The organism is Roseiterribacter gracilis (genome assembly GCA_018332375.1).
Taxonomy (GTDB): domain Bacteria; phylum Pseudomonadota; class Alphaproteobacteria; order BOG-932; family Roseiterribacteraceae; genus Roseiterribacter; species Roseiterribacter gracilis.
In genome coordinates, this window is record BOPV01000001.1 from 2885438 (window position 1) to 2909279 (window position 23842).

The 23842-nt window shown below is 63.7% G+C and carries 25 protein-coding genes; 10 read left to right on the forward strand and 15 right to left on the reverse strand.

The genetic code is table 11. The features are described from left to right. Nucleotides 1-50 precede the first annotated feature (50 nt). From TMPK1_RS14360 to TMPK1_RS14405, 10 genes are all read right to left on the reverse strand, one after another. Complete coding sequence (locus TMPK1_RS14360; RefSeq protein ID WP_420243739.1) at nt 51-1004, reverse strand: cation diffusion facilitator family transporter; 954 nt, start codon at nt 1002-1004, stop codon at nt 51-53. Nucleotides 1005-1019: 15 nt separating this feature from the next. Further along, nucleotides 1020-1949 (reverse strand): polysaccharide deacetylase family protein, encoded by a 930-nt coding sequence (locus tag TMPK1_RS14365; protein WP_420243740.1) that lies wholly within the window; start codon nt 1947-1949, stop codon nt 1020-1022. Further along, entirely contained in the window at nt 1949-2860 is a 912-nt protein-coding gene (locus TMPK1_RS14370; RefSeq protein WP_420243742.1) for a polysaccharide deacetylase family protein, read from the reverse strand. The genes TMPK1_RS14365 and TMPK1_RS14370 overlap by 1 nt, the downstream gene beginning before the upstream one ends. Further along, on the reverse strand, nt 2857-3294 hold the full coding sequence (locus tag TMPK1_RS14375; RefSeq protein WP_420243744.1) for an MAPEG family protein: 438 nt from the start codon (nt 3292-3294) through the stop codon (nt 2857-2859). The genes TMPK1_RS14370 and TMPK1_RS14375 overlap by 4 nt, the downstream gene beginning before the upstream one ends. Next, nucleotides 3291-3992: an isochorismatase family protein gene (locus TMPK1_RS14380; protein ID WP_420243746.1), complete on the reverse strand. Its 702-nt coding sequence runs from the start codon at nt 3990-3992 to the stop codon at nt 3291-3293. The genes TMPK1_RS14375 and TMPK1_RS14380 overlap by 4 nt, the downstream gene beginning before the upstream one ends. Nucleotides 3993-4025: 33 nt before the next feature. Then, the gene (locus tag TMPK1_RS14385; RefSeq protein WP_420243748.1) at nt 4026-4169 is read right to left on the reverse strand and encodes a hypothetical protein; all 144 of its coding nucleotides are present in this window, start codon (nt 4167-4169) and stop codon (nt 4026-4028) included. 34 nt (nt 4170-4203) lie between these two features. Beyond that, nucleotides 4204-4389 (reverse strand): hypothetical protein, encoded by a 186-nt coding sequence (locus TMPK1_RS14390; RefSeq protein ID WP_420243749.1) that lies wholly within the window; start codon nt 4387-4389, stop codon nt 4204-4206. 231 nt (nt 4390-4620) lie between these two features. Then, complete coding sequence (locus TMPK1_RS14395; RefSeq protein WP_420243751.1) at nt 4621-5514, reverse strand: isocitrate lyase/PEP mutase family protein; 894 nt, start codon at nt 5512-5514, stop codon at nt 4621-4623. Further along, nucleotides 5511-5993, reverse strand: a complete 483-nt coding sequence (locus TMPK1_RS14400; RefSeq protein ID WP_420243753.1) for a LeuD/DmdB family oxidoreductase small subunit — start codon at nt 5991-5993, stop codon at nt 5511-5513. The genes TMPK1_RS14395 and TMPK1_RS14400 overlap by 4 nt, the downstream gene beginning before the upstream one ends. Next, nucleotides 5990-7258 carry a 3-isopropylmalate dehydratase large subunit gene (locus TMPK1_RS14405; protein ID WP_420243755.1) on the reverse strand — a complete coding sequence of 423 codons (1269 nt, stop codon included), beginning with the start codon at nt 7256-7258 and terminating at the stop codon, nt 5990-5992. The genes TMPK1_RS14400 and TMPK1_RS14405 overlap by 4 nt, the downstream gene beginning before the upstream one ends. Before the next feature lie 142 nt (nt 7259-7400). On the opposite strand from TMPK1_RS14405, the gene TMPK1_RS14410 reads away from it, so the two are divergent. Continuing rightward, a complete protein-coding gene (locus tag TMPK1_RS14410; RefSeq protein ID WP_420245670.1) occupies nt 7401-8573 on the forward strand; it encodes an acyl-CoA dehydrogenase in 1173 nt (390 codons plus the stop codon). Between the two features lie 3 nt (nt 8574-8576). Here the strand turns inward: TMPK1_RS14410 and TMPK1_RS14415 are convergent, their stop codons facing one another. Beyond that, nucleotides 8577-10259, reverse strand: a complete 1683-nt coding sequence (locus TMPK1_RS14415; RefSeq protein WP_420243756.1) for a methyl-accepting chemotaxis protein — start codon at nt 10257-10259, stop codon at nt 8577-8579. A 175-nt stretch (nt 10260-10434) separates the two neighbouring features. Between TMPK1_RS14415 and TMPK1_RS14420 the strand changes: the two genes are divergently transcribed. The 6 genes from TMPK1_RS14420 (at nt 10435) to TMPK1_RS14445 (ending at nt 17349) form a co-directional block, all read left to right on the forward strand. Then, nucleotides 10435-10698, forward strand: coding sequence for an exodeoxyribonuclease VII small subunit (locus TMPK1_RS14420; RefSeq protein ID WP_420243757.1), 264 nt, complete (start codon nt 10435-10437; stop codon nt 10696-10698). A gap of 24 nt (nt 10699-10722) precedes the next feature. Next, on the forward strand, nt 10723-11613 hold the full coding sequence (locus tag TMPK1_RS14425) for a polyprenyl synthetase family protein (protein ID WP_420243759.1): 891 nt from the start codon (nt 10723-10725) through the stop codon (nt 11611-11613). Nucleotides 11614-11637: 24 nt separating this feature from the next. Beyond that, a complete protein-coding gene (gene dxs, locus TMPK1_RS14430) occupies nt 11638-13563 on the forward strand; it encodes a 1-deoxy-D-xylulose-5-phosphate synthase (protein WP_420243760.1) in 1926 nt (641 codons plus the stop codon). Between the two features lie 77 nt (nt 13564-13640). Then, complete coding sequence (locus TMPK1_RS14435) at nt 13641-16211, forward strand: ATP-binding protein (protein ID WP_420243761.1); 2571 nt, start codon at nt 13641-13643, stop codon at nt 16209-16211. Next, a complete protein-coding gene (locus TMPK1_RS14440) occupies nt 16208-16609 on the forward strand; it encodes a response regulator (RefSeq protein ID WP_420243762.1) in 402 nt (133 codons plus the stop codon). Before TMPK1_RS14435 ends, TMPK1_RS14440 begins: the two co-directional genes overlap by 4 nt. Further along, a complete protein-coding gene (locus TMPK1_RS14445; RefSeq protein WP_420243763.1) occupies nt 16606-17349 on the forward strand; it encodes a TlyA family RNA methyltransferase in 744 nt (247 codons plus the stop codon). Before TMPK1_RS14440 ends, TMPK1_RS14445 begins: the two co-directional genes overlap by 4 nt. On the opposite strand, the gene sppA is transcribed toward TMPK1_RS14445, so the two are convergent. The 4 genes from sppA to TMPK1_RS14465 all read right to left on the reverse strand — a co-directional run bounded on the left by sppA (nt 17346) and on the right by TMPK1_RS14465 (nt 21677). After that, nucleotides 17346-19094 carry a signal peptide peptidase SppA gene (gene sppA / locus TMPK1_RS14450; protein WP_420243764.1) on the reverse strand — a complete coding sequence of 583 codons (1749 nt, stop codon included), beginning with the start codon at nt 19092-19094 and terminating at the stop codon, nt 17346-17348. The two genes, TMPK1_RS14445 and sppA, sit on opposite strands and share 4 nt — an antisense overlap. Nucleotides 19095-19110: 16 nt before the next feature. Beyond that, on the reverse strand, nt 19111-20175 hold the full coding sequence (aroC, locus tag TMPK1_RS14455) for a chorismate synthase (RefSeq protein ID WP_420243765.1): 1065 nt from the start codon (nt 20173-20175) through the stop codon (nt 19111-19113). Nucleotides 20176-20188: 13 nt separating this feature from the next. After that, entirely contained in the window at nt 20189-21034 is an 846-nt protein-coding gene (gene fabI / locus TMPK1_RS14460) for an enoyl-ACP reductase FabI (RefSeq protein WP_420243766.1), read from the reverse strand. A 136-nt stretch (nt 21035-21170) separates the two neighbouring features. Next, entirely contained in the window at nt 21171-21677 is a 507-nt protein-coding gene (locus TMPK1_RS14465) for an RT0821/Lpp0805 family surface protein (protein ID WP_420243767.1), read from the reverse strand. Between the two features lie 71 nt (nt 21678-21748). Between TMPK1_RS14465 and pdxH the strand changes: the two genes are divergently transcribed. From pdxH to sdhC, 3 genes are all read left to right on the forward strand, one after another. After that, nucleotides 21749-22390, forward strand: a complete 642-nt coding sequence (pdxH, locus tag TMPK1_RS14470; RefSeq protein WP_420243769.1) for a pyridoxamine 5'-phosphate oxidase — start codon at nt 21749-21751, stop codon at nt 22388-22390. Continuing rightward, a complete protein-coding gene (locus TMPK1_RS14475) occupies nt 22387-23289 on the forward strand; it encodes a cation diffusion facilitator family transporter (RefSeq protein ID WP_420243770.1) in 903 nt (300 codons plus the stop codon). Before pdxH ends, TMPK1_RS14475 begins: the two co-directional genes overlap by 4 nt. A gap of 133 nt (nt 23290-23422) precedes the next feature. Continuing rightward, nucleotides 23423-23833 (forward strand): succinate dehydrogenase, cytochrome b556 subunit, encoded by a 411-nt coding sequence (sdhC, locus tag TMPK1_RS14480; RefSeq protein ID WP_420243771.1) that lies wholly within the window; start codon nt 23423-23425, stop codon nt 23831-23833. Nucleotides 23834-23842: the final 9 nt, after the last annotated feature.

Below are 23842 nucleotides of genomic sequence, written 5' to 3' on the forward strand. Positions count from 1 at the left end.
CCGTGAGGTTAATGCGGGCGAGACGGCAAGAATGCGGCGGAAGCCTGTGACTAATGCGATCGTTGGTGCAGCGGACACGGATGGGTGGTGTCACCACACTCGATCTGCAGCGTGACGTGGTGGATCGCGAACTGTTGTTTCAGCGCATTCGCGGTCGCGTCGAGAAACGCGTCGTCGAGCGTCGCGGCCGGCCGCACCAGATGCGCGGTCAGTGCCGTCTCTGTCGTCGATAGTGCCCAGATATGCAGGTCATGGACCTGCGCCACGCCCGGCAGATCGGCGAGATAGCGGCGAACGGCAGCTTCGTCGATGCCCGGCGGTACCGCATCGAGCGCCATCGATACCGAATCGCGCAACAAACCCCATGTGCCGATCGCAATTACCACGACGATGGCGAGGCTCGCCGCGGGATCGATCCACAGCGCGCCGGTGCGTTGGACCAAGAAGGCGGCGATCACCACGCCCAGCGACACGCCGGCATCGGCCAGCATGTGCAGGAAGGCACCACGTACATTGAGATCGCCGTGATGGTGCTGAAACAGAAAGGCCGAGCCGAGATTGACGAAGATGCCGATCGCGGCGACCGCCATCACTTCGTTGGTCGCGATCGCTTCGGGCGTGTGAAAGCGTCCCAATGCTTCGATCGCAATCGCGCCGATGGCGACGAACAGAATCGCCGCGTTGAGCAGCGAAGCCAGGATCGAGCTGCGCCGCAACCCGTAGGTACGTCGCGCCGTCGGGCGTCGCGTCGCCAACCAGGACGCGCCCCAGGCGAGCAGCAGACTCAGCACGTCGGAAAGATTGTGCCCCGCATCGGCCAGCAGCGCCGACGAATTGGCCAGCACGCCATAGACCGCTTCGACGACGACAAAACCGAGATTGAGCGCGACGCTGAGCGCGAAGCGACTCGACCAGCGCGATGGCGGCGTCCCGTGATCGTGGCTGTGGCTGTGCCCGTGATGATGGTCGTGCGCGTGGTGGCTATGCGTGTGACTGGGCGGCATGGCGCCGACCCTAGCTCAACCGCCTGACAATTTCTGCTGCGCTTCCCAGACGCGGCACAATTCGCCGCCGGTCACATTCCACGCGCTACCGAGAACCGTTTCCAGCGCCCGCTCCAACGCGCCGATTCGGTGCGGCTGGCCGATCACCCAGGGATGCAGCGTGAGCGCCAGAATACGGCCGCCGCCCGTCGCCGCCGCTTCGCGCGCGAGAAAGGCGTGCTGATCCAAGATCTGGTCGGCGAACTCGCTTTCAGCGTGGCGATAGTCGATCAGAATCTGCCGGTCGCTGAGTTCCGATGAATGCGGCATCGCCACCAGCGATCCGTTCGCAGTGACGAACTGGTACGGCATGTCGTCATTGATCCAATCGCCGAACCAACGCACGCCGTTCTCGACCAGCAATTCGGGCGTGCGCTGCGACTCGCTTTTGCCAGGCGAGATCCAGCCATCGACCGCTTGCCCCGACACGTCGCGCAACGTTGCAAGCGAGTCGGCGATCAATGCGCGCTCGGCCGCCTCCTCCATGCCGCCATAATGCGGGTGATCCATGTCGCGTCCGTGCCCGACGAGTTCGTGGCCGCCAAGATCACGCAGCAACGACGGAATGCGCCGCGCGACCGCCGCGTTGGTCGGAAACGACGCGCGCAGCTGCAACCGTTCGAACAGGCGCAGCAGACGCTGCACGCCGACGCGATTGCCGTATTCACGCAAGGTGAAATGCCGCAAATCCGGATAGGGCGTGACCATGCCGCCCGGCAGCTTGAACGGCGTGCCCGCGGGGTTGAGCGGGAAGAATTCGAGATGCACCGAAATCCACAACGCCACCTTGGCGCCGCCCGGCCACACGACGTTCGGGCGCGTCGGCAGTGGCGACCACGTATAGCGATCGTGATCCATGCCATAGCGGCGCATGTCGTAGCGCAAATAAGACGGATCGAGCGCCATTACGTCGCCCGTGCAGCGATATCCGCCGCGGCCTTGTCGTAGTAATTGTCCAACCAATAGCGCGCGATTTCGCGGCCCGTCGTCACCCACACGCCGTCATGGCTGGTGATGTAGTCGAGCGCTTCGGCGAATGGTTCGAGCCGGTAAGGTTGGCCGATCAGATAGGCATGCAGCGGGATGCACATCACCGTGCCGCTCTCTTCGCCTTCTTTGTACAACCGGTCGAAGTTCGCTTTCAGAATGTCGACATAGCGGCGCGGCGTGATGTTCTGCACGTTGAACGTGATCGAGTCGTTCATTTCGAGCGAATAGGGTACCGAGCAAAAACGCTGCTTGCCTGCAACCTTGACCGGCGTCGGCTGGTCGTCGTGGAACAAGTCGCACGTATAGGTCAGACCGTACTCGGCCAGCAGATCCATCGTGCGTTCGGTGTGGGTCAGCGCCGGCGCCAACCAGCCGGAAATACGCTGGCCGGTGGCGCGCTGCACGGTTTCGATCGCGTCTTCAATGATGGCGCGCTCTTGCGCCTCGTCCATGCCGTAGCAATAGCGCGTGTTGTAAATGCCGTGGCTGAAGAACTCCCAGCTGCGTTCGACGCAGGCCTGGATGATTTCGGGGTGATGATCGATCAGCGCAACCGACAGCGAGATCGAGCCGCGGATCTTGAACCGGTCGAGCAGCTCCATCATGCGCCAATGGCCGACGCGGTTGCCGTAGTCGCGATAGCTATACGGCATCACGTCCGGCGTCGGTTTCGTCCAGGCTTTGCGCTGCGGATTGGGCGGCGGATCGAGTTCGTAGAATTCGATGTTGGGCGCAACCCAGAAGGCGAGGCGCTTGCCATCGGGCCACACGACTTTGGGGCGGTCGCGATAGGGCCAGTAGTCGTAGAGGCCGGGATCGGCTTTCACAGCAGCGGCGCTCCGCGCACAGCAAGTTTGACGGCCGCGTAGCCCCACATCGTCATCAACACGAGCGAGCTGACCAAAAACGCGTAGAAGCGCATCGACACGTTGTTGCTGCCGAGATGGATGACTGCCTGCACCAGGCGGGCTGCGACATAGGCCCAGGCCAGCAGCAGCAGAGCGTAATCGAAAAACGGGATCGCCAGCAGGATCGCGATCAGCGCATAGAACAGCACCGGAAGTTCGAACAGATTCTCGTAGTGCCGCGCGGCCTGCACGCATGCATCCGGCGGCTCGGCACCGCGATAGGTGCGGAAATAGCCTGCTGGCAGTGCGCCAGACTTCACCGCGGCAAAGCGCCGGCGTGCCATGATCATCATGACGATGAAGCTCAACAGCGCCAGCGCAGCAGCCGGCCAGACGAGTGCGATTTTGTTCAAGGAAGCCTCTGCAGATAGTCGCGAACCGTGGAAACGGACTCGACATCAGCATACTTCAGCAGCATGTCGCAGAGATTGGCGAAGTGCGGGATCTCGTGCTTGTCGGCAACGCACTCTTCCGGAACGATGGTGCGGTAGCCGCGCGACAGTGAATCTACGACGGTCGCGCGCACGCAGCCCGAGGTCGAACCGCCGGTGACGATCACCGTATCGATTTTGTGCCAGACCAGCAGCGATTGCAGATTGGTTTCGTGAAACGCCGACGCCATGCGCTTGTTCAGAATCGCGTCGGTCACGCGATCGATGCGCAGACGGTCGTCGAATTCGCTGCGGCGGCTGCCGACTTTGATGTTCTGTAAACTGTCCGGCGTATTGGTGCGCGTACCCCAGACGCCCGCGTCGGCCGCGGTTTCCATATAGGCGACATAGGTCCAGACAACCGGAAAGCCTTTGGCGCGGGCCAGATCGGACAGTTCGTTGATGTAGTCGAGTTGCTTTGGATCGGTTTCATACGCGGTCGCGAATTCACCGACGCAGGTATAGGCCTTCTGCAGGTCGATATTGATCAGCGCCGGACGTGCGCCAAAGCCGAACTTGGCGCGTGCGGGCCGGGCGCGGATCTCGGCGAGATATTGGCGCGGCGTCTTGTCGGACAATTCCATGCGCGCAGTCGAAGCCGGCGCAGCCCAGCCGGTCAAGCAAACCACCGGACCAATCAGGGGGTCACGCCGCTAGGTGGAAGTCCCGCCACTGGCGAAAAAGATCAGCGCGCCGAAGAACAGCAGCGCGAGCAGCAACAGCAACCAGCCCACCATCGGACGGTGTTGTGTGCGAACGGACTCGCCAATGGACTTGGGGGATTGCGATTGCGCCATGCCCCGCCAACGACGCACACACGGGTCGGTTCCGTCAGCGTCGCCGCAGCTGCACCCACAACAGCAAGCCGATCACAACAACGATCAGTGTGAATCCAGCGCCGATCGCCAGCCACGCATCGCTGTCCAGGCCGGGCAGATCGGCCGTCTGGTGCGCCGCCGCAACCGCAATTGCGACCGGCACGGCCAGCGCCAACAGGAAGAGAAAACTACGTCGCACGAAACCTCGCTGCCGACGGAACCTGGATGGGGGTCATCCTGTTGCAAGCTCGACACTGAGGAAAGCGAGAGAGCGGCGACGCCGATCTTCCTCGCGTGTGCGAGCCGGGCAACGAGCCGACGCCCGAGGCTGCCACCGGAAGACTTGTCGCCGGCGAAGCGGAGCGCTCCCCTAGGCGCAGACGCTTCACGAGAAGGGTCGGATGGACGAGCATCCGGCCCTTCTTTTGTTTTAGGCGTCCTGGATCTCCGGATCGTACGCGCGTCCGGCTTCGAGCAGCGCGTCGGTTCCCAGCACCGCGTTCAGCCCTTTCAAATCCAGCATCCGGTCGCGCCAGGCAGCGCTCGACCCGTCGCGCTTCAAGTCGGCGAAGAACTTTTCGAGCGCGAAGACCAGCACGCGCGTCGCAGCGCCGGGGAAAATCACCAGCTTGAATCCCGCCGCAGCCAACGAGGCCGCATCGCGGATCGGCGTTGTGCCGCCCTCGACCATGTTGGCGAGCAACGGAACGCGCGCCGCGAACCGCGCCGACACGGTGCGCATCTGCGCTTCATCCTGCGGCGCTTCGACGAACAGCAAGTCGCAACCCGCATCGACATAGGCAGCCGCGCGCGCCATCGCGTCGTCGAAGCCGTTCACACCAAGCGCATCGGTGCGCGCGATGATGATCGTCGACGCGTCGCGGCGCGCATCGCAGGCGGCTTTGATCTTGCCGACCATGTCCGCCGCCGGCACGACGCGCTTGCCGGCCAGATGGCCGCAGCGTTTCGGCATCAGCTGGTCTTCCAGCTGGATCGCCGAGGCGCCCGCGCGCTCGAAGGTGCGCACTGTGCGCTGCACGTTCATCGCATTGCCAAAACCGGTGTCGGCATCGACGACCAGCGGCAGATCCGGGCACCGGTCGCGAATATTCGCGATCACGTTTTCGACCTCAGCCGCAGTCGTCAGGCCGATATCGGGACGTCCCAATCGCGTATAGGCGATCGACGCGCCCGACAAATACGCAGCTTCAAAACCCGCGCGTTCGATCAGCGACGCGGTCAGCGCGTCGTAACAACCGGGCGCCAGCACGGCGCGATCGGGCCGCGCCAACAGGCTGCGGAGCGTTGCAGCGGGAGTCGTCATGCGCGTGCCAGTTTCTTTTTGAGATGCGGCATCAGCCCGCCATCTTCGATCATCACCATCAGATGTGCCGGGATCGGTTCGACGCGAAATTCGCGGCCGTTGCTGCGCACGATGCCCGCAACCGGATCGACCTCGATCGCGTCGCCGTCGCGGATTTCGTTCGCCTGCGGAAAAAACAAAGCCGGCAAGCCGAGATTCAGCGCGTTGCGATAGAAGATGCGCGCGAAGCTGGTGGCGAGCACTGCACCGACGCCAAGCTGCTTCAATGCCTGCGCCGCTTGCTCGCGCGACGAGCCGATGCCGAACGATGCGCCGCCGACCACCACATCACCGGGGCGCACCTCTTTCGCAAAGTTCGGCGCGATCGCTTCGAGGCAATGCGTCGCCGCTTCTTCCAACGGCAGTTTCATATAGTGGCCGGGCGCCAACACGTCGGTGTCGATGCCGTCGCCGAATTTCCAAGCGCGCCCGGAGATCATTGTAGGTAGCTCCGCGGATCAGCGATGCGGCCTTCGATTGCGCTGGCTGCAACCGTGTAGGGCGAGCCGAGATAGACTTCGGCGTCCTTGTGTCCCATGCGCCCTTTGAAATTGCGGTTGGTCGAAGAGATGCAGACTTCGCCCGCAGCCAGCACGCCTGCACCCATGCCTGCGCACGCGCCGCAGCCCGACGGCATCACGATCGCGCCCGCTTCAGTCAGGATCGCCAAGGTGCCGTCTTTCGCCGCGGCTTCGGTCGTCGCACGCGACGACGGCGCGATTAGCAGCCGCACGTCTTTCGCGACTTTGCGGCCTTTCAACACGCGCGCCGCCATTTGCAGGTCGGTCAATTTCGCGCCGACGCAGGCACCGATATAGGCCTGGTCGATGCGCGCGCTGTTGGCTTCGGCAACCGGCCCGGAGTTTTCGGGCGAGTGCGGGCGCGCAACTTGCGGCACCAGATCGGCGGCGTTGAAACGATGCACCGCCTCGTAGGTCGCATCAGGATCGGAGCGCCAGCGCAGCGCTTCTTCGTCATCGATCGCAACGCCCGCGGCACGAATGGCGGCGAGGGTTTTGTCGTCCGGTTCGATGATCGCGCTTTCGGCGCCCAGCTCGGCCGCCATGTTGGTCAGCACGCCGCGTTCCGACATCGACATGGCACGCACTGTGTCGCCGCCATATTCGATCGCTTTGAACGCGTTATCCATGCCCAGCGTGCGACAGAGATGCAGCATCACGTCTTTGGCGACGACGCCGTCGGCGAATGCACCGTTCCAGTCGACGCGAATCGTTGCCGGCACGCGCGTCCAGATGTCGCCCGTCACCATCACGCCGGTCATTTCGGTCGCGCCAAACCCCGCCATGTAGCAGCCATAGGCGCCCGCCATCGTCGAATGACTGTCACCACCAACGCAGAACAGGCCCGGACGCAGATGGCCGCCTTCGGCCAGCATCACGTGACAAATGCCCTGCATGTCGTAGAAGGCGCCGATTCCCTGTTCGCGCACCCAATCGCGCGTCAGTTTGAGAATCGCCGCCGACTCTGGATCGACCGCCGGCACGTAATGGTCGCTGACGACCACGACTTTGGATGGATCCCAGACGCGCGCGCCCAGCTCTTTCAGGCGCGGTGCGACACGGCGCGGTCCCGAACTGTCGTGGAACATCGCCAAATCGACCGTGGCGGTCACGATCTCGCCTGGCGCAACCGCATCTTTTCCTGCGGCGCGTGCGAGAATCTTCTCGGTCAGTGTCCGGCCCATGAATACGCCTGCTGTTGATCCGGCCAGCTGTGTTCCGCGCCGGGATTCGTCGGCATAAGGTAGCGCGCTTTTCTCCAGGAGCCCGATCGTGACCCAGCACTCTATCCACCAGACGACGCAAGCCACCAAGGCAGAGTCGAAGATGGCCCAGTTCAACTGGGAAGATCCGTTGCTTCTGGAAGAGCAGCTGACCGAAGACGAGCGCATGATCCGTGACGCGGCGCGCGGCTACTGCCGCGACAAGCTGTTTCCGCGCGTGCTGGAAGCAAACCGGCACGAAATCTTCCACCGCGAGATCATGAACGAGCTGGGCGAGCTGGGCCTGCTCGGCATCACGATGCACGGCTATGGCGGCGCCGGCGCGTCGTATGTCGCGTACGGTCTGTGTGCGCGCGAAGTCGAATGGGTCGATTCCGGCTATCGCTCGGCGATGAGTGTTCAATCGTCGTTGGTGATGTACCCGATCTACGCCTATGGCAGCGACGCACAGAAAGAACGCTGGCTGCCCGGCCTCGCCAAAGGCGAATTGATCGGCTGTTTCGGTCTGACCGAACCCGACGTCGGATCCGATCCCGCCGGCATGAAGACGCGCGCCAAACAAGTGCCGGGCGGCTACGTCCTCAACGGATCGAAACAGTGGATCACCAATTCGCCGATCGCCGACGTCGCGGTCGTGTGGGCCAAGTGCGAATGGGACGGCAAGATTCGCGGCTTTCTCGTCGATCGCAGCATGAAGGGATTCACCACCCCCAAGATCGAAGGCAAATTCTCGTTGCGCGCCGGCGTTACCGGCGGCATCGCGCTCGATGATGTGAAACTGACCGAAGACCATCTGCTGCCAGGCGTGGCCGGCATGTCGGGTCCGTTCGGTTGTTTGAACCGCGCGCGCTATGGCATCGCCTGGGGCGCGATGGGTGCAGCGGAATTCTGCTTCCAGCGCGCGCGTGACTACACGCTGGAACGCAAACAGTTCGGGCGTCCGCTGGCGGCGACCCAGTTGATCCAGAAGAAACTCGCCGACATGGAAACCGAAATCACGCTCGGCTTGCACGCAGCGCTGCGCGTCGGCCGTCTGTTCGACGAAGGCAAATTGTCAGCCGAAGCAATCTCGATCGTGAAGCGCAACAATTGCGGCAAGGCGCTCGACATCGCGCGCCAAGCACGCGACATGCACGGCGGCAATGGCGTGTCGGACGAATATCACGTCATCCGCGTCGCGATGAATCTCGAAGCCGTGAACACCTATGAAGGCACGCACGACATTCACGCGTTGATCCTGGGCCGCGCGATTACCGGGATTCAGGCCTTCGGCTGACCCTTACGCGGCGCGCATCCGCGCGACGAATTCGTCGACCGCGGCGCCCAAGGTCGTCGACGTGCCCGACAAGGTTTCGGCTGCACCGACGACCGCTTGCGCGGCCCGTTCGTTGAGCGCGATTCCGTCGGTGACGGCAGCGACGCCGCGCGTCACTTCGGCGATGCCGGTCGAGGCATGCGCGACCGAGTCAGCGATCGACCGGGTCGACGCACCTTGCTCTTCGACCGCCGCTGCAACTGCAGCCGCCATCGAATCGATCTGTTCGATCACGCCCACGACCGCTTCGATCGAGCCGACCGCGCGTGTGGTTGCGGCCTGGATCGCGCTGACCTGCGCCTGAATGTCTTCGGTCGCTTTCGCAGTTTGTCCGGCCAGGGTTTTCACTTCGCTGGCAACCACCGCAAAACCTTTGCCTGCATCGCCCGCGCGCGCCGCTTCAATCGTGGCGTTGAGCGCCAGAAGATTGGTCTGGCTGGCGATGTTGTTGATCAGGCCGACGACTTCGCCGATCCGTTTCGATGCTTCGTCGAGACCGGTGACGGTCGCACCCGCTTCGCGCACGCGCGTCACGGCATCTTTTGCCGCCGCAGCTGTGCCGTCGATCTGACGGCTGACTTCACCGACTGCAGCCGCAAGCTGTTCGGCGGCGGCAGCGACGGTTTGCACGTCGGTCGATGCACGCATCGAACCAGCCGACACGCCGGAAGCCTGGCCCAGCACGGTTTCCACCGCGCGCCCCATCGCGCCTGCTTGGCCACGCATTTCACCCGCCGCGTCGCGCACTGACGATGCAACGCCTTGCACGTCGCGCTGCAGCCGGTCGGCGAGTTGCAGCAACTCGTCGCGGCGACGCGCATCGGCGGCGATGCGTTCGCTTTCCTGGTCGCGGCGCATCTGTTCGACCTGGGCCGCTTTGTCTTTGAACACCTGCAGCGCGCGCGCCATCGCGCCCAACTCGTCATTGCGGTCGGTGAATGCGACTTCGGTCGCAAGATCGCCGTGCGAGATGCGGCTCATCGCGCCTTCCAACGCACCGAGCGGGCGCAACAAGCGACGCAGCGCGAACAGCAGAACAACTGCAACCAGCAAAGCCGCAGCGCCGCCAAACAACGCGATCTTGGTCTGCAGCGTATCGAGCACCGCGAACAGTTCGGATTTCTTCAGACCGACATACAGAATGCCGATCGTCTTGCCGGCGGTGTCTTTGATGGGCTCGTAGGCGGTGAAATAGGGCTCGCCCAGAATCGGCACTTCGCCGAAAAATGCGGTGCCTTTGTCGATCACGGAATCGCGGGCGGGCCCTTGCAGCTTGGTGCCGACGGCGCGACCGCTGCCATCGGGCTTCATCACGTTGGTGGTGATGCGCGTATCGCCCTGAAAGATCGTCGCGGTGCCGCCGACCAGCGCTTTGACGCGATCGACCGGTTCGAAATTGCCGTTCAGCACCGTGTCGCCGACCAGCAGCTTGTCGTCGACGATGCGGTAGCCCTTGCCGTAACTCGCCACCACGTCTTTCAGCACGCGCATCGCAGTGGCCTGGCGCGCCTGCGCCTGGTCGTAGAGTTCGCGTTCGAACTCGGCCACGGCCAGCCAAAACACGCCGCCAGCGACGGCCACAATGCCGACCACGCCGAACAAAACGGCGCGGGTCGACAGGCGCAGATGGGGAAGCGGGATCTTCACGGTGCCTCCGGGGTAGGCAGCAAATGTCAGGAACCTGCAGTCCGCGCGCGTCGGGTTGACGCAGAGTTAAAAGGATATTCACAGCGCGTCTCGTGTTGATCTAGCCCCGTGCCAGCAAAACAAGGCGTCGCCCGGACTTGTTCGGGTGCGGCTGCGAATCTATCGTCCGGCCCCCATGGCGACCCCCGCCCCCACCAGCCCCATTCCAGCCGACATCGCCGCCCTCAGCTTTGAGGACGCGTTGGCCGAACTTGAACGCATCGTGCGTCAGGTCGAGGAAGGCCGCGCCAAGCTCGACGACGCGATCGCCGCGTATGAGCGTGGCGTGCTGTTGAAGCGGCATTGCGAAGCCAAGTTGAAGGACGCACAAGCACGCATCGAACAGATCGCGCTGGCATCCGACGGAAGCGCACAGACACGACCGTTCAGCGACGGCTGAACCAACAAACTTCGAGAGTTCGAGATGAACGCGACGTTGGAAGCCGTCATGGCCCAAACGGCGGCGCAAGTTGGCGAAGCGTTGACGACGCTGCTGCCGAACAAACCGCTGACCGAAGCAAAACTGTTCGACGCAATGCGCTGGGGCTGTCTCGCCGGCGGCAAACGTCTGCGCCCGTTGCTGGTGCTGCAGAGTTCGTCGCTGTTCGGCGTCAGCCAAACATGTGCATTGCGCACCGCCGCCGCGATCGAATTCGTCCATTGTTATTCGCTAATTCACGACGACCTGCCGGCGATGGACGACAGCGACCTGCGTCGCGGGCGTCCGACCGTGCACAAGCAATTCGACGACGCGACTGCAATCCTTGCGGGTGACGGATTGCTGACATTCGCCTTTGAAGTCCTGGCCGATCCCGAGACCCACGAAGATCCGAATGTGCGTTGCAATTTGGTCACGGCGCTCGCGAAAGCAGCAGGGCCGGAAGGCATGGTCGGCGGCCAGCAGCTCGATCTGATCGGCGAAACCGTGCCGTTGGATGAGAAAGAAGTCGCACGTCTGCAGCGTTTGAAGACCGGCGCGCTGATCAGTTTCTCAGCCGAAGCAGGGGCGATTTTGGGCAGGGCGTCGCCCCCGCAACGCCTGGCCTTACGCGCCTATGCACATGATTTGGGACTCGCTTTTCAGATTGCCGACGACCTGCTCGACGCCGAAGGCGACGAGGCGGTGACCGGCAAGCCGGTGGGTGCCGACGCGGCTGCGGGCAAGCAGACCTTCGTCTCGATTCTGGGCCTCGAACGGGCCCGGGCGCAGGCGAGTCTGCTGGCCGACCAGGCTGCGAAACATTTGGACATATTTGAAGACAGGGCCGATGTTCTGCGCCAGCTCGCGCGCTATGTCGTTGAACGCCGCGCCTAAAGGGACCCTGAGGAGCCCTCTCACGTGACTACCAAGACACCCTCGAAAACACCGCTGCTCGACAAGGTCAAAGTGCCGGCCGATCTGCGCCGCCTGGAACCGTCGCAGCTACGCCAGTTCGCCGATGAATTGCGGGCCGAAACGATCGACGCCGTGTCGATCACCGGCGGCCATCTCGGTGCTGGCCTCGGCGTTGTCGAACTGACGACCGCGATCCACTACGTATTCAACACGCCGGACGATCGTCTGATTTGGGACGTCGGCCATCAGTGCTATCCGCACAAGATCATCACCGGACGTCGCGATCGCATTCGCACGCTGCGCATGGGTGGTGGCCTGTCGGGTTTCACCAAGCGCACCGAAAGCGAATACGACCCGTTCGGCGCAGCCCACAGCTCGACCTCGATCTCGGCCGGTCTCGGCATGGCGGTCGCGCGCGACTTCTTGGGCAAGAACAACAAAGTCGTCGCCGTCATCGGTGACGGTTCGATGTCGGCCGGCATGGCCTACGAAGCGATGAACAACGCAGGTCATCTGCGTTCGCGCCTCGTCGTGATTCTGAACGACAACGACATGTCGATCGCACCGCCGGTCGGCGCGCTGTCGGCCTATCTGTCGCGCCTTCTCTCGTCGAAGTCGTATCGTTCGTTGCGTCACCTCGGCAAAGAAGTCTCGAGCGTTCTGCCGACGCCGCTACGCAACGCAGCCCGCCGCGCCGAAGAATATGCGCGCGGCATGATCACGGGCGGCACGCTGTTCGAAGAACTCGGCTTCTTCTATGTCGGCCCGGTCGACGGCCATAACCTCGACCATCTTCTGCCGGTACTCGAAAACGTGCGCGACGCGGATGAAGGTCCGATCCTGCTGCACGTCGTCACCGAAAAAGGCCACGGCTATCCGCCGGCTGAAAAAGCCGCCGACAAGCTGCACGCAGTCGCCAAGTTCGACGTCGTCACCGGCGCGCAGGTGAAGGCCAAGTCGAACGCGCCGACCTATACCAGCGTGTTCGCCTCGTCGCTGATTCAAGAAGCCGAACTCGACGACAAGATCGTCGCCATCACGGCGGCGATGCCGTCGGGCACCGGCCTCGACAAATTCCAGCAGCGTTTCCCCGAACGTTGTTTCGACGTCGGCATCGCCGAACAACATGCTGTGACCTTCGCCGCCGGTCTTGCGACCGAAGGCATGCGTCCGGTCTGCGCGATCTATTCGACGTTCCTGCAGCGCGGCTACGACCAGGTCGTGCACGACGTTGCGATCCAGAAGCTTCCGGTGCGTTTCATGATGGACCGCGCCGGTCTGGTCGGATCCGACGGCCAGACGCACGCAGGTTCGTTCGACATTCCGTATCTCGGCTGCTTGCCGCACATGGTGCTGATGGCGGCGGCTGACGAAGCCGAGCTGCGCCACATGGTGCGCACCTCGCTTGCGATCGACGACGCACCGTCGGCGGTGCGTTTCCCGCGTGGCGAAGGCGAAGGCGTTACCATGCCGGAGCGCGGCGAAATTCTGGAAATCGGCAAAGGCCGCATCCTGCGCGAAGGCACCAAGATCGCGCTGCTGTCGTACGGCACGCGTCTCAATGAATGCATGAAGGCAGCCGAGCTGCTGGGTGCACGCGGCCTGTCGACGACGGTCGCTGATGCGCGTTTCGCCAAGCCGCTCGACAACGACCTGGTCAAGCGCTTGGCGCTCGAACACGAAGTGCTAATCACGATCGAAGAAGGTTCGAAGCTCGGCTTCGGCGCGATCGTGCTGCATCGCCTGGCCGAGACTGGCCTGCTCGATGCGGGCGTGAAGATCCGCACCATGACTCTGCCGGACGTGTTCCAAGAACACGACTCGCCGATCAAGCAGTACGAAGAAGCGGGACTGGATGCCCGTTCGATCGCGCTGCAGGCATTGACCGCGCTGGGCATCGAGGCGATCGACCTCCACGCGCGCGGCTGAGGTAGCTGCAACAATCCGTACATCTTGGGCGCGAGAAAGCGCTGTATCGGCGTTGACCTAACGCCGATACTCCCGGCGTGACGTTTCGCCGGAAGATCATGATCGCCTACGTGGCGGTCACCGCCCTCATGTGTGTGATTACCGCCGCGGGATTCATCCTCGGCGAACGCACTGCAAGTTCGTTTCGTGAGCTGGACCGCACGCAGGACATCCTGACCGCGATTGCGCGGCTGCGCGTCGGGCTGGTCGATGCAGAGACGGGACAGCGCGGCTATTTGCTGACCGGTCGCGACATCTATCTCGCGCCGTACATGGCGGCCGCCGACATGACCTCGGTCGAGATCGAAAATCTCGACCGGCTGCTGCGCAGCCCGGTCAATCTCGAAGCAATGGCTGAGGTGAAGAAGCTTGCTCGCCTGAAAGCGATCGAGCTTGCCGAGACGATCCGCGTACAGCGCGAACAGGGATCGGCCGCAGCGCTTGCGATCGTCAATTCCGACCGCGGCCGCGATACGATGGAACGGATTCGCACCATCCTGAGCGAGATCGACGGCCGCGTCAGCGACCGGCGTCGCGTCGCCGAACTCGAATCAAACCGCGCGCGCGTGACGTTCGAGATCAGCGCCCTGATTGCGGTCGCAACCTTGGTGCTGTTTGGCGGTGGCTTGGCCTGGCTGCTGGCGCAGACCGTGACCAGCCGTCTGGCCAGCCTTGCCGATGCAGCGCGCGCCTTTGGCTTTGGCGACCGCACGCGTCGCGCGAGCGTCGGCGGACGCGACGAGATTTCGCTCGCGGCTCGCGCCTTTGATTCGATGGCGGATCTGGTGCAACGGCAGGAAGGCGAGTTGACGCTGCAACGGCAGCGCACCAGCGCAGTGCTGGATACGGTCGCCGAAGGCGTCGTCGTCGTCGACAAGGACGGCACGATCTACGAGGTCAATCCTGCCGCCGAACTTCTGTTCGGCGAAAGCGCGATGATCTTGCGCGGCCGCCCGCTTGCCAGCCTGTTTCCGCGCGCACCGATCAGCGTCGAACAGCTTGCGGCCCAGCCGGTCCGCGATCTGCGCTTTACCGAATCCTGCGTCCTGTCGAGCGACGGCGAACGGCCGGTCGAAATTGCAATCGGTCGCGTTGCGGGCGACGGCGATCCGCTATTCGTCTGCGTGCTGCGCGACATCACCGAGCGCAAACGCGTCGAGCGACTGAAGAATGAATTCGTCTCGACGGTCAGCCACGAGCTACGCACGCCACTGACCTCGATCGCGGGCTCGCTGGATTTGATCGGCGCGGGTGCTGCCGGACAAATCCCCGAACAGGCGGCGACCTTGGTCGAGATTGCGCGCAAGAACAGCCGCCGCCTGGTGCGCTTGATCAACGACATTCTCGACGTCGAGAAAATCGAGTCGGGCCAGCTGATGCTGGATTTCCGCCGGCTCAATCTGCGCGACATCGTCACCCAGTCGATCGAAACCAACCGCGCCTATGCGCGCGAGTTTGGCGTCGAATACCGGCTGATCGCCAACGACGCCGAAGCGACGGTCTACGGCGATTCCGATCGCTTGACGCAGATCCTGACCAACCTTCTGTCGAACGCTGCGAAGTTTTCGCCCAAGGGCCACACGGTCGACGTCACCGTGACGCGCGACGGCGACGAGGCGCGCGTCGAAGTGCGCGATCACGGTCCCGGCATCCCACCCGAATTTCGCGAGCGCATCTTTCAACGGTTTGCGCAGGCTGATTCGTCCGACACGCGCGGCAAAGGCGGCACCGGTCTTGGCCTTGCCATCGCCAAGTCGCTGGTCGACCGGCATGGCGGCCGCATCGGGTTTGAAACCGCAACCGGACAAGGGACCAGCTTCTGGTTCGCGCTGCCGGCATTGCAGCCGGTTGGGGCCTTGCCGCATCTCGAAAATCGCGACGGCGCGCCGGTGCTGGTGGTCGAAGACGATGAAGACGTCGCGACCTTGCTGCGGCTCATTCTTGAACATGCGGGCTATTCGGTCGATCGCGTCGCCGATCTGAAAGAAGCGCGCCGTGCGGTGCGCGCCAAGCGCTATGCCGCGATGACGCTCGATCTGATGTTGCCCGACGGCAATGCGGTCGAGCTGGTGCGCGAGCTGCGCGGTTCGCCCGCGACCGCCGATCTCAAAATCGTCGTCGTGTCGGCCGTGGTGGTCGACGGCAAACGCGAGCTGAACGGCGACGCGGTCAGCGTCGTGGACTGGATTGCGAAGCCGATTGATCCGGTGCGCCTGCTCGACGCGGTGCGAATGGCCGTCGCCGGGACGTCGCGGCCGCGCATCCTGCATGTCGAAGACGACGCCGACGTGGCGCGGGTGACGCAGCTGCTGTTGCGCGACGTGGGCGACGTGGTTGCCGCGCCGAACCTTGCGGCCGGCCGGGCCGCGATGATGGCGGAACGGTTCGATCTGCTGCTGCTGGATATCGAATTGCCCGACGGGTCGGGGCTGGACTTGCTGCCGCTGGCGCGCACGGCGCAGGACCGTCCGGTGCCGGTCATCGTCTTTTCGGCCGACCAGGTGGGCGAGGAAACCGCCCGGGCGGTCGAAGCGACCTTGGTCAAATCAAGAATTTCGAGCGACGAGCTAGCGCAAACCATCCAGCGCATCGTACGAAGCGCACCGTGAATCACGTTTCCGCCAGCAGCCTTACCCGCGTCCTCTATGTCGAGGACGATCCCGACATTCAGGCGATCGTGCGCATCGCGCTGGAAACGGTCGGCCAACTGCAACTGCGCATCTGTTCGAGCGGACAGGAAGCGGTCGACGCGGTCGGCGAATTCCGCCCCGACTTTTTGCTGCTCGACGTAATGATGCCGGGCCTCGACGGCCCGCAAACGCTGGAGCAGATCCGTTCGATCGACGGCTTCGCCGATGTGCCGGCCGCCTTCTGCACCGCCAAGGTGCAGCCGCAGGAAATCGAACGGCTGCGCGCGCTGGGTGCGTGCGACGTGATCGCCAAACCGTTCGATCCGCTGTCGCTCGCCGCGCAGCTGCGCAGCCTGTACGCCGAAGCGACGCGGTGAGCGCGAAGAAACGCGCCGATCAAGCTCTCGTCGATGCCGGCCTGGTCGAAAGCCGGGCGCGCGCGCAGGCGCTGATCATCGCGGGTCTCGTCTTCGACGGGACCAAGCGCATCGACAAAGCCAGCGACATGATCGCGCCCGATCACACGCTGACGCTCAAAGGGCAGGATCATCCCTATGTGTCGCGCGGCGGGTTGAAGCTCGCCAAAGGACTCGACGCGTTCGCGATCGATCCGACCGGCCTAACCGCAATCGATGTCGGCGCCTCGACCGGTGGCTTCACCGACGTGCTGCTGCAACGTGGCGCGACCAAGGTCTATGCGGTCGATGTCGGCCACGGGCAGTTGGCGTGGAAGCTACGCACTGACGAACGCGTCGTGACCTTGGAACGTACCAACGCACGCATGCTGACGCGCGAACAGATCCCGGATCCGATCGATCTCGTCGTGTGCGATGCGAGTTTCATCTCGCTGTCGACCGTCCTGCCTGCCGCCTTGGCGTTGACCCGCGAACGCGCGCATCTCGTCACGCTGATCAAACCGCAATTCGAAGTCGGCAAAGGACAAGTCGGCAAGAAAGGGGTCGTGCGCGATCCGGTGCTGCACGAAGAAGTCTGCGCCCGCGCGCAACTCTGGCTGTCGTCGCAGCCGGGTTGGCGCGTGTTGGGCGTGGTCGAAAGCCCGATCACCGGCCCAGAAGGAAACAAAGAGTTCCTGCTGGGCGGAGTCAAAGAGCCCTAGTCGACCGACGGACCCGTGTAGAGCAGCGTGCGCGTTCCTTCGCTGGCGGTGAGTTCGCGGTAAGCGCGCAGGAACGGTCCCAGCGGCTCGAACACGGACACGGAGTCTTCGCCGCGCAACATGCGCAGGATCTGTTCGCCGGGCGTGCGGCGCGCCGGCAGCACGCGCGTCGCCAGCGGCGCGTCGGCAGCAAGGCCGAGTTCGGTCCGCACGACTTTGAACGCGACGTCGATGCCGCCTAGCTCGTCGACGAGTCCGATCTCTTTCGCCTGACGCCCGGTCCAGACGCGGCCTTTGGCGACCGCTTCGACTTTCTCCGGCGCCAGTTTGCGACCGGCAGCGACGTTCTGCACGAAGGCGCCGTATGTGTCGTCGAGATGCACTTCTTGGCGTTGGCGCTGCTGCTCGGTCAATCGACGCCAGATCGACAAAGGCGGCTGGTCGGTGGTGGTGATCTTGTCGATGCCGATATTGAGCAGCTTGGCCAGGCCCGATGCTTCGGGTTTGCCGCCGATGACGCCGATTGAACCGGTGATGGTGCCGGGCTGGGCCACGATCTTGTCGGCGTCCATCGCGATCCAATAGCCGCCCGACGCGGCGACGTTGCCCATCGAAACGATCACCTTCTTGCCGGCTGCTTTGGCGCGCAGCACGTCGCGACGAATCGTTTCCGACGCGACCGGTGAACCGCCAGGACTGTCGACGCGGAAGACGATCGCTTTGATCGCGGCGTTGCTGATCGCTTCTTCGAACGCTTTGCGCAGCGGTTCGGGCGTCATTACCGGGTCGGTGTTGCTGAAATCGCGCGCGCTGCGGCGGTTGATTTCACCGACGCCGTAAATCACCGCAATCTGCGTTGCGTTGGCGGGTGGCACGACTTGTTGAAGCGCGGCGCGATAGGCCGGGAATTCGACGATCTTGGCGCCCGCACCGGCTTCGGCCAAAGCCGCCGCTTCGGCTTCGTCGCGATAGCCGATCTTGTCGATCAATTTTGCATCGAGCGCTTCGGACGCCAGCAGCGGGCCTTTCTCGATCGCCGCGCGCAGCACGGCCTGGTCGAGCTTGCGCGCCGCCGCGGCGCGTTCGATGAGCTGCTTCATCACGTCGCCGAACAGGCTTTCGTAATTCTCGCGCACTGGCGCCGGAATCTGCGTCTCAACGTACTCGTCGAGCGCCGATTTATATTCTTTGCGCTTCCACACTTCGTATTTGACGCCGATCCGTTCGAGCGCGTTGCGGTAGAACAGAAAGTCGCTGCCATAGCCCATCAGGCCGACCTGGCCTTGCGGCTGCACCCAGGACTGCGTCGCCATCGCGGTCAGCAAATAGGACGAGTTCGCCGGGCCGCCTTCGCCGAGCGTATCGGCCCAGGCAATGACGGTTTTGTTCTTGTCGCGAAACCGTTGCAGCGCGTCGGAAATTTCTTGCGCCTGCGCAAGGCCGGCCGCGCCGCCTTCCATGCGCAGCATCAGCACTTTGACGCGGCCGTCATTCGCGGCGCGCGTGATGGTGCCGACGATGTCGCGCAGCCGCGCTTTGTTTTCCAGGAACGGCAATGGCAGTTCGACACCGCCCGTCTCTTCCGCAATCGCGCTTTTGAGATCGATCGCAAGCACGGCGACGGCGGGAATGGGTTGCGGTGCTGGCTGCAAGGTCCGCACGTTCGACACCACCCAGACGCTGAAGGCGATGGCGAGAACGAAGAGCACCCCGATGGCCGCAAAGAATCCGACGAGGTAGCGCATCAACTCTTCTCCTGGATCAACGTCCCAACGCGCGGTGACGCAAAAAGTGATCGGCCAGCACGCAGGCGAGCATCGCTTCGCCGACCGGCACGGCGCGAATGCCGACGCAGGGATCGTGACGGCCCTTGGTCGAAATCTCGGTCTCTTCGCCGCTGCTGGTAATCGTGCGCAGCGGCGTCAGGATCGAGCTGGTCGGTTTGACGGCGAAGCGCACGACGACCGGTTGGCCGCTGGAAATCCCGCCCAGCACACCGCCGGCATGGTTCGACAAGAAAGTCGGGCCGTGATTGCCGGCGCGCATTTCGTCGGCATTCTGTTCGCCGGTGAATGACGCAGCGGCGAAGCCGGCGCCGATCTCGACGCCCTTCACCGCATTGATGCTCATCATCGCGGCAGCGAGATCGGCATCGAGCTTGCCATAGACGGGCGCGCCCCAACCGGCCGGCACGCCTTCGGCAATCACCTCGACGATGGCGCCGAGCGACGAGCCGTTCTTGCGCGTCGCGTCGAGATCTTCTTCCCACTTGGAAGCGGTGTCGGCGTCGGGACCGAAGAACGGGTTGCGCGCCACTTCGTCCCAATCGAACCGCGCACGGTCGATGGCGCGCGGGCCGATCTGCGTGACGCACCCGCGAATGCGCACGCCATCGCCCAGAATGCGGCGCGCGACTGCGCCGGCTGCAACACGCGACGCGGTTTCGCGCGCGCTGCTGCGCCCGCCGCCGCGCGGATCGCGAATGCCGTATTTGGCGTCGTAGGTGTAGTCGGCGTGACCCGGGCGGTATTTGTCGCTGATCTCGCTGTAATCTTTCGAACGCTGATCGACATTGTCGATCTGCAGCGTGATCGGGTGACCCGTTGTCTGCCCGTCATAGACGCCGGACAGAATCCGCACCGTGTCGGGTTCGCGACGTTGCGTGGTGAAGCGTGACTGGCCGGGGCGGCGTGCATCGAGAAACGGTTGGATCCACGCTTCGTCGAGCGGCAGCAGCGGCGGACATCCATCGACGACGCAACCGATCGCGGGGCCGTGGCTTTCGCCGAACGTCGTGACGCGAAAGAGATGGCCGAAGCTGTTCACGCCGGACGGTCGCTTATGACGTCGTGCGGTCGGCGATGCTCTGCAGAAGCTGCGCCGTGCCGGCAGCCGCGTCCTGCGCCGTCATGCCGACAACGTGATAGCCGGAATCGACGTGCAACACTTCGCCGGTCACGCCGGCACCGAGATCCGACAGAAGATACAGCGCAGCGCCGCCGACATCCTGCTGGCTGACATTGCGCTTCAACGGCGCGTTGAGCTCGTTCCACTTCAAGATGTAGCGGAAATCCGAAATGCCGCTCGCAGCCAGGGTTTTGATCGGGCCGGCCGAGATCGCGTTGACGCGAATACCGTCGCGACCGAGATCGACGGCGAGATAGCGCACGCTGGCTTCCAGCGCGGCTTTGGCGACGCCCATCACGTTGTAATTTGGCATCACGCGTTCAGCGCCGTAATAGCTGAGCGTCAGCAGACCGCTGCCGTCCTTCATCAGTCGTGCTGCACGCTGTGCAACCGCGGTGAAGGAGAAGCACGAAATATCCATCGTCAGCTTGAACACATCGCGCGACGTGTCGCAGTAGCGGCCGTCAAGCGCGGCTTTGTCGGTATAGCCGATTGCGTGCACGACGAAGTCGAGCGCGCCCCAACGTTTGCCGAGTTCGTCGAACGCAGCGTCGAGCGACGCGTCTTCGCCCACGTCACATGGCAGGACGAGGTCGGAGCCAACACTTTCGGCAAGCGGTTGTACGCGCTTTTGCAGCGCTTCGCCGACATAGGTGAAGGCCAGCTCGGCGCCGTGCGCAGCAAGCTGTTGGGCAATACCCCAGGCGATCGAACGATCGTTCGCGACACCCATGATCAGGCCGCGCTTGCCTGCCATCAGACCGGGTCGATCCGTCATCAGCTCCTCGAGAGAATCGCGGCAAAAGAATCAGCGTAGAAAAAGCCGCCGCATCCTATTCGGACGCGGCGGCACCTTCCTAGCACGGGTGCGGACGGATCAGGGCAGACGCCTGACGCACCGCAGCACTGATTTTTTACGAAACGACCTGCCAGCTCCCGTCGGGATTCCGGCAAGCCGTACCATTCGCGTCCTGCTTACGGCCGCCGATAAAGACCGTTTGCGTATATTCACGGCAGTAGCGGCCGTCCGGCGACTGATAGGCACGCTGCGGCACCGTGTAGCCGTAGTTACCCGTGTCCGGGTTCCTCCACTCGTTGCGCGAATTGGCATAGCCGGTTTCGAGCGCACGATTGGTCGATTGGTCGAGATAGGCACGGTCGGCACGATCCATCGACTTGCCGACTTCACTGCCGAGCAGGCCGCCCAGCAGCACGCCGCCGATCGTTGCCGCGGCCTTGCCGCCGCCGGCACCGAACTGGCTGCCGACCAGGCCACCCAGGCCCGCACCGACCAGCGCGCCGCCCGTCTGTTTGTTCATGCCGGGACCGTACGGGTCCTGTTGGCAGGCCGTCAGCGCCAGCGTGCCCGCCAGCAGCGGGACAAGCGCAATGGCCCTGGTCTTCTTCAGAGTCGGCCTCATGGGTTCTCTCTTCCTTCCTTCGAAGCTAGGTTCGCGGCCCCGGCGAAGTTCGTGCGGAGCCCTGGTCCACGATGCAACGTGGCAATTCCGGCGACAACGCGGCAACCCTCGGTGCAGGTCCCGTGGAACTCGAAACTTTCGATCCGTACACGCAGTTCCAGCTGTGGTTTGACGCAGCCAAGGCAAGCGAGCCGAACGACCCCGACGCGATGGCGCTGGCCACGGTCGACGCCGCCGGACGCCCGTCGGTGCGCATGGTGCTGCTGAAAGGCGTCGATCGCCGCGGCTTCGTTTTCTACACCAACAACCAAAGCCGCAAAGGCCAGGAGCTGGCCGCAACCCAGCGCGCAGCCTTGTGCCTGCACTGGAAATCGCTGCGCCGGCAGGTCCGGATCGAAGGCCCGGTCGTGCCGGTCAGCGAACAAGAGGCCGACGCCTATTTCCGCAGCCGGTCGCGCGGCAGCCGCTTGGCCGCGCGCGCCTCGGACCAATCGCGGCCGCTCAAGGATCGCGCCACCTTGCTGGCACGCTGGGCTGCCGAGACCGAGAAATTCGGCGAAACCGACCCGGTGCCGCGCCCGGCGCATTGGTCGGGCTGGCGCGTCGAACCCGAGACGATCGAATTCTGGTCCGACGGCGAATTCCGCCTGCACGACCGGTTCGTGTTCCGCCGCAGCGGCGAGAACTGGTCGGTCGAACGGCTGTATCCGTGACCGCCGGAGGCGCGCGCCGCGCCGCCTTTGCCAGCGTTGCCGCAGCTCTGTTGCTGATCTTCAGCAAGGCCGCCGCCTATCTCGCATCGAATTCAGTCGCGGTTTTGTCGTCGCTGATTGATTCGTCGGTCGATCTGCTGGCGTCGGCGGTGACGTTGTTCAGCGTGCTGCATGCATCGAAGCCAGCCGACCGGCATCACCGCTTCGGACATGGCAAAGCCGAACCGCTGGCCGCATTGGTGCAAGCCGCGTTCGTCGTCGGCTCCGCCGTGCTGCTGACGATTCAGGCTGGTGCCAAAGCGCTCGATCCGCAGCCGATCGCCAATGAGGGCTGGGCCTTGGCGGTTATGGGGTTTTCGATCGTCATCACGGCGATTCTGGTTAGTTTTCAGCGTCGCGTCGTGGCTGCAACCGGATCGGTTGCGGTGGCTGCCGACAGCATCCATTACGCCAGCGATCTCGCTACCAACGCCGCCGTCATCGTCGCGCTGGTGTTGGTGAAATTGACCGGCAGCGTGTGGTGGGACGTCGGCTTGGGATTCATCGTCGGTCTGTGGCTGGTCTACAGCGCGACGCGCATCGCGCGTGGATCGCTGGATCTGCTGATGGACCGCGAGTTGCCGGAAGAGTCGCGCGCCGAAATCAAACGCATCGTGCATGCGCATCCCGACACGCGCGGTCTGCACGATCTACGCACGCGCAGTTCCGGCACCGCCGATTTCATCGAGCTGCATCTGGAATTGGAAGGCGAGCTGTCGCTGACCCGCGCGCACGAGATTGCCGATGTGATCGAACAGCAATTGCGCGCCGCCTTCCCGCGGGCCGAGATTCTGATCCATCAGGAGCCGGCCGGGCTCGACGACCATCGGCTGGACCACCAGATCGCCCGTGGCGCGTAGGCGCCACGCTTTAGATTAAAGGTCGGGTGCGTAGGCGCCGTAAATGAGGCCTGGGGCCGTAGACCCCGGCATTAACTTGTCTCTATAAGTTCGACGATTAATTCGCAGCGCATCAACGGGATAGGTCATAACGATGGCCACGGAAAACACCTCCACGCCGACCGTCGGCACCGGCCGACCGCTTTCGCCGCATCTGCAGATCTATCGCTGGCACCTGTCGATGGTGCTTTCGATCGTGCATCGCGCGACCGGCGTCGCCCTGGCCGGCGGCCTGCTGCTCTTCTCGTGGTGGATTCTGGCGCTGGCCAGCGGTCCCGAAGCCTTCGCCCATCTGCGCGGCTTCATCGGTTCGCCGTTCGGTCTGTTCCTGCTGCTGGGCTGGACCTGGTCGCTGTTCTTTCATCTCGCAAATGGCATCCGCCATCTGATCTGGGACACAGGTGCGGCGCTCGACCTGCCGTCGGTGAAAACCGGCGGTGTGATCGTGCTCGTGCTTTCGGTTCTGCTGACCGCAGTCGCCTGGGCGACTGTCTACGTTCTGTAAGAGGCGAAC

Coding starts and splice junctions, on each gene's coding strand:
- TMPK1_RS14360 (WP_420243739.1), bottom strand. CDS start 1,004: ATGCCGCCCAGTCACACGCATAGCCACCACGCGCACGACCATCATCAC.
- TMPK1_RS14365 (WP_420243740.1), bottom strand. CDS start 1,949: ATGGCGCTCGATCCGTCTTATTTGCGCTACGACATGCGCCGCTATGGC.
- TMPK1_RS14385 (WP_420243748.1), bottom strand. CDS start 4,169: ATGGCGCAATCGCAATCCCCCAAGTCCATTGGCGAGTCCGTTCGCACA.
- TMPK1_RS14395 (WP_420243751.1), bottom strand. CDS start 5,514: ATGACGACTCCCGCTGCAACGCTCCGCAGCCTGTTGGCGCGGCCCGAT.
- TMPK1_RS14400 (WP_420243753.1), bottom strand. CDS start 5,993: ATGATCTCCGGGCGCGCTTGGAAATTCGGCGACGGCATCGACACCGAC.
- TMPK1_RS14405 (WP_420243755.1), bottom strand. CDS start 7,258: ATGGGCCGGACACTGACCGAGAAGATTCTCGCACGCGCCGCAGGAAAA.
- TMPK1_RS14410 (WP_420245670.1), top strand. CDS start 7,401: ATGGCCCAGTTCAACTGGGAAGATCCGTTGCTTCTGGAAGAGCAGCTG.
- TMPK1_RS14420 (WP_420243757.1), top strand. CDS start 10,435: ATGGCGACCCCCGCCCCCACCAGCCCCATTCCAGCCGACATCGCCGCC.
- TMPK1_RS14425 (WP_420243759.1), top strand. CDS start 10,723: ATGAACGCGACGTTGGAAGCCGTCATGGCCCAAACGGCGGCGCAAGTT.
- sppA (WP_420243764.1), bottom strand. CDS start 19,094: ATGCGCTACCTCGTCGGATTCTTTGCGGCCATCGGGGTGCTCTTCGTT.
- fabI (WP_420243766.1), bottom strand. CDS start 21,034: ATGACGGATCGACCCGGTCTGATGGCAGGCAAGCGCGGCCTGATCATG.
- TMPK1_RS14465 (WP_420243767.1), bottom strand. CDS start 21,677: ATGAGGCCGACTCTGAAGAAGACCAGGGCCATTGCGCTTGTCCCGCTG.
- pdxH (WP_420243769.1), top strand. CDS start 21,749: ATGCAACGTGGCAATTCCGGCGACAACGCGGCAACCCTCGGTGCAGGT.
- sdhC (WP_420243771.1), top strand. CDS start 23,423: ATGGCCACGGAAAACACCTCCACGCCGACCGTCGGCACCGGCCGACCG.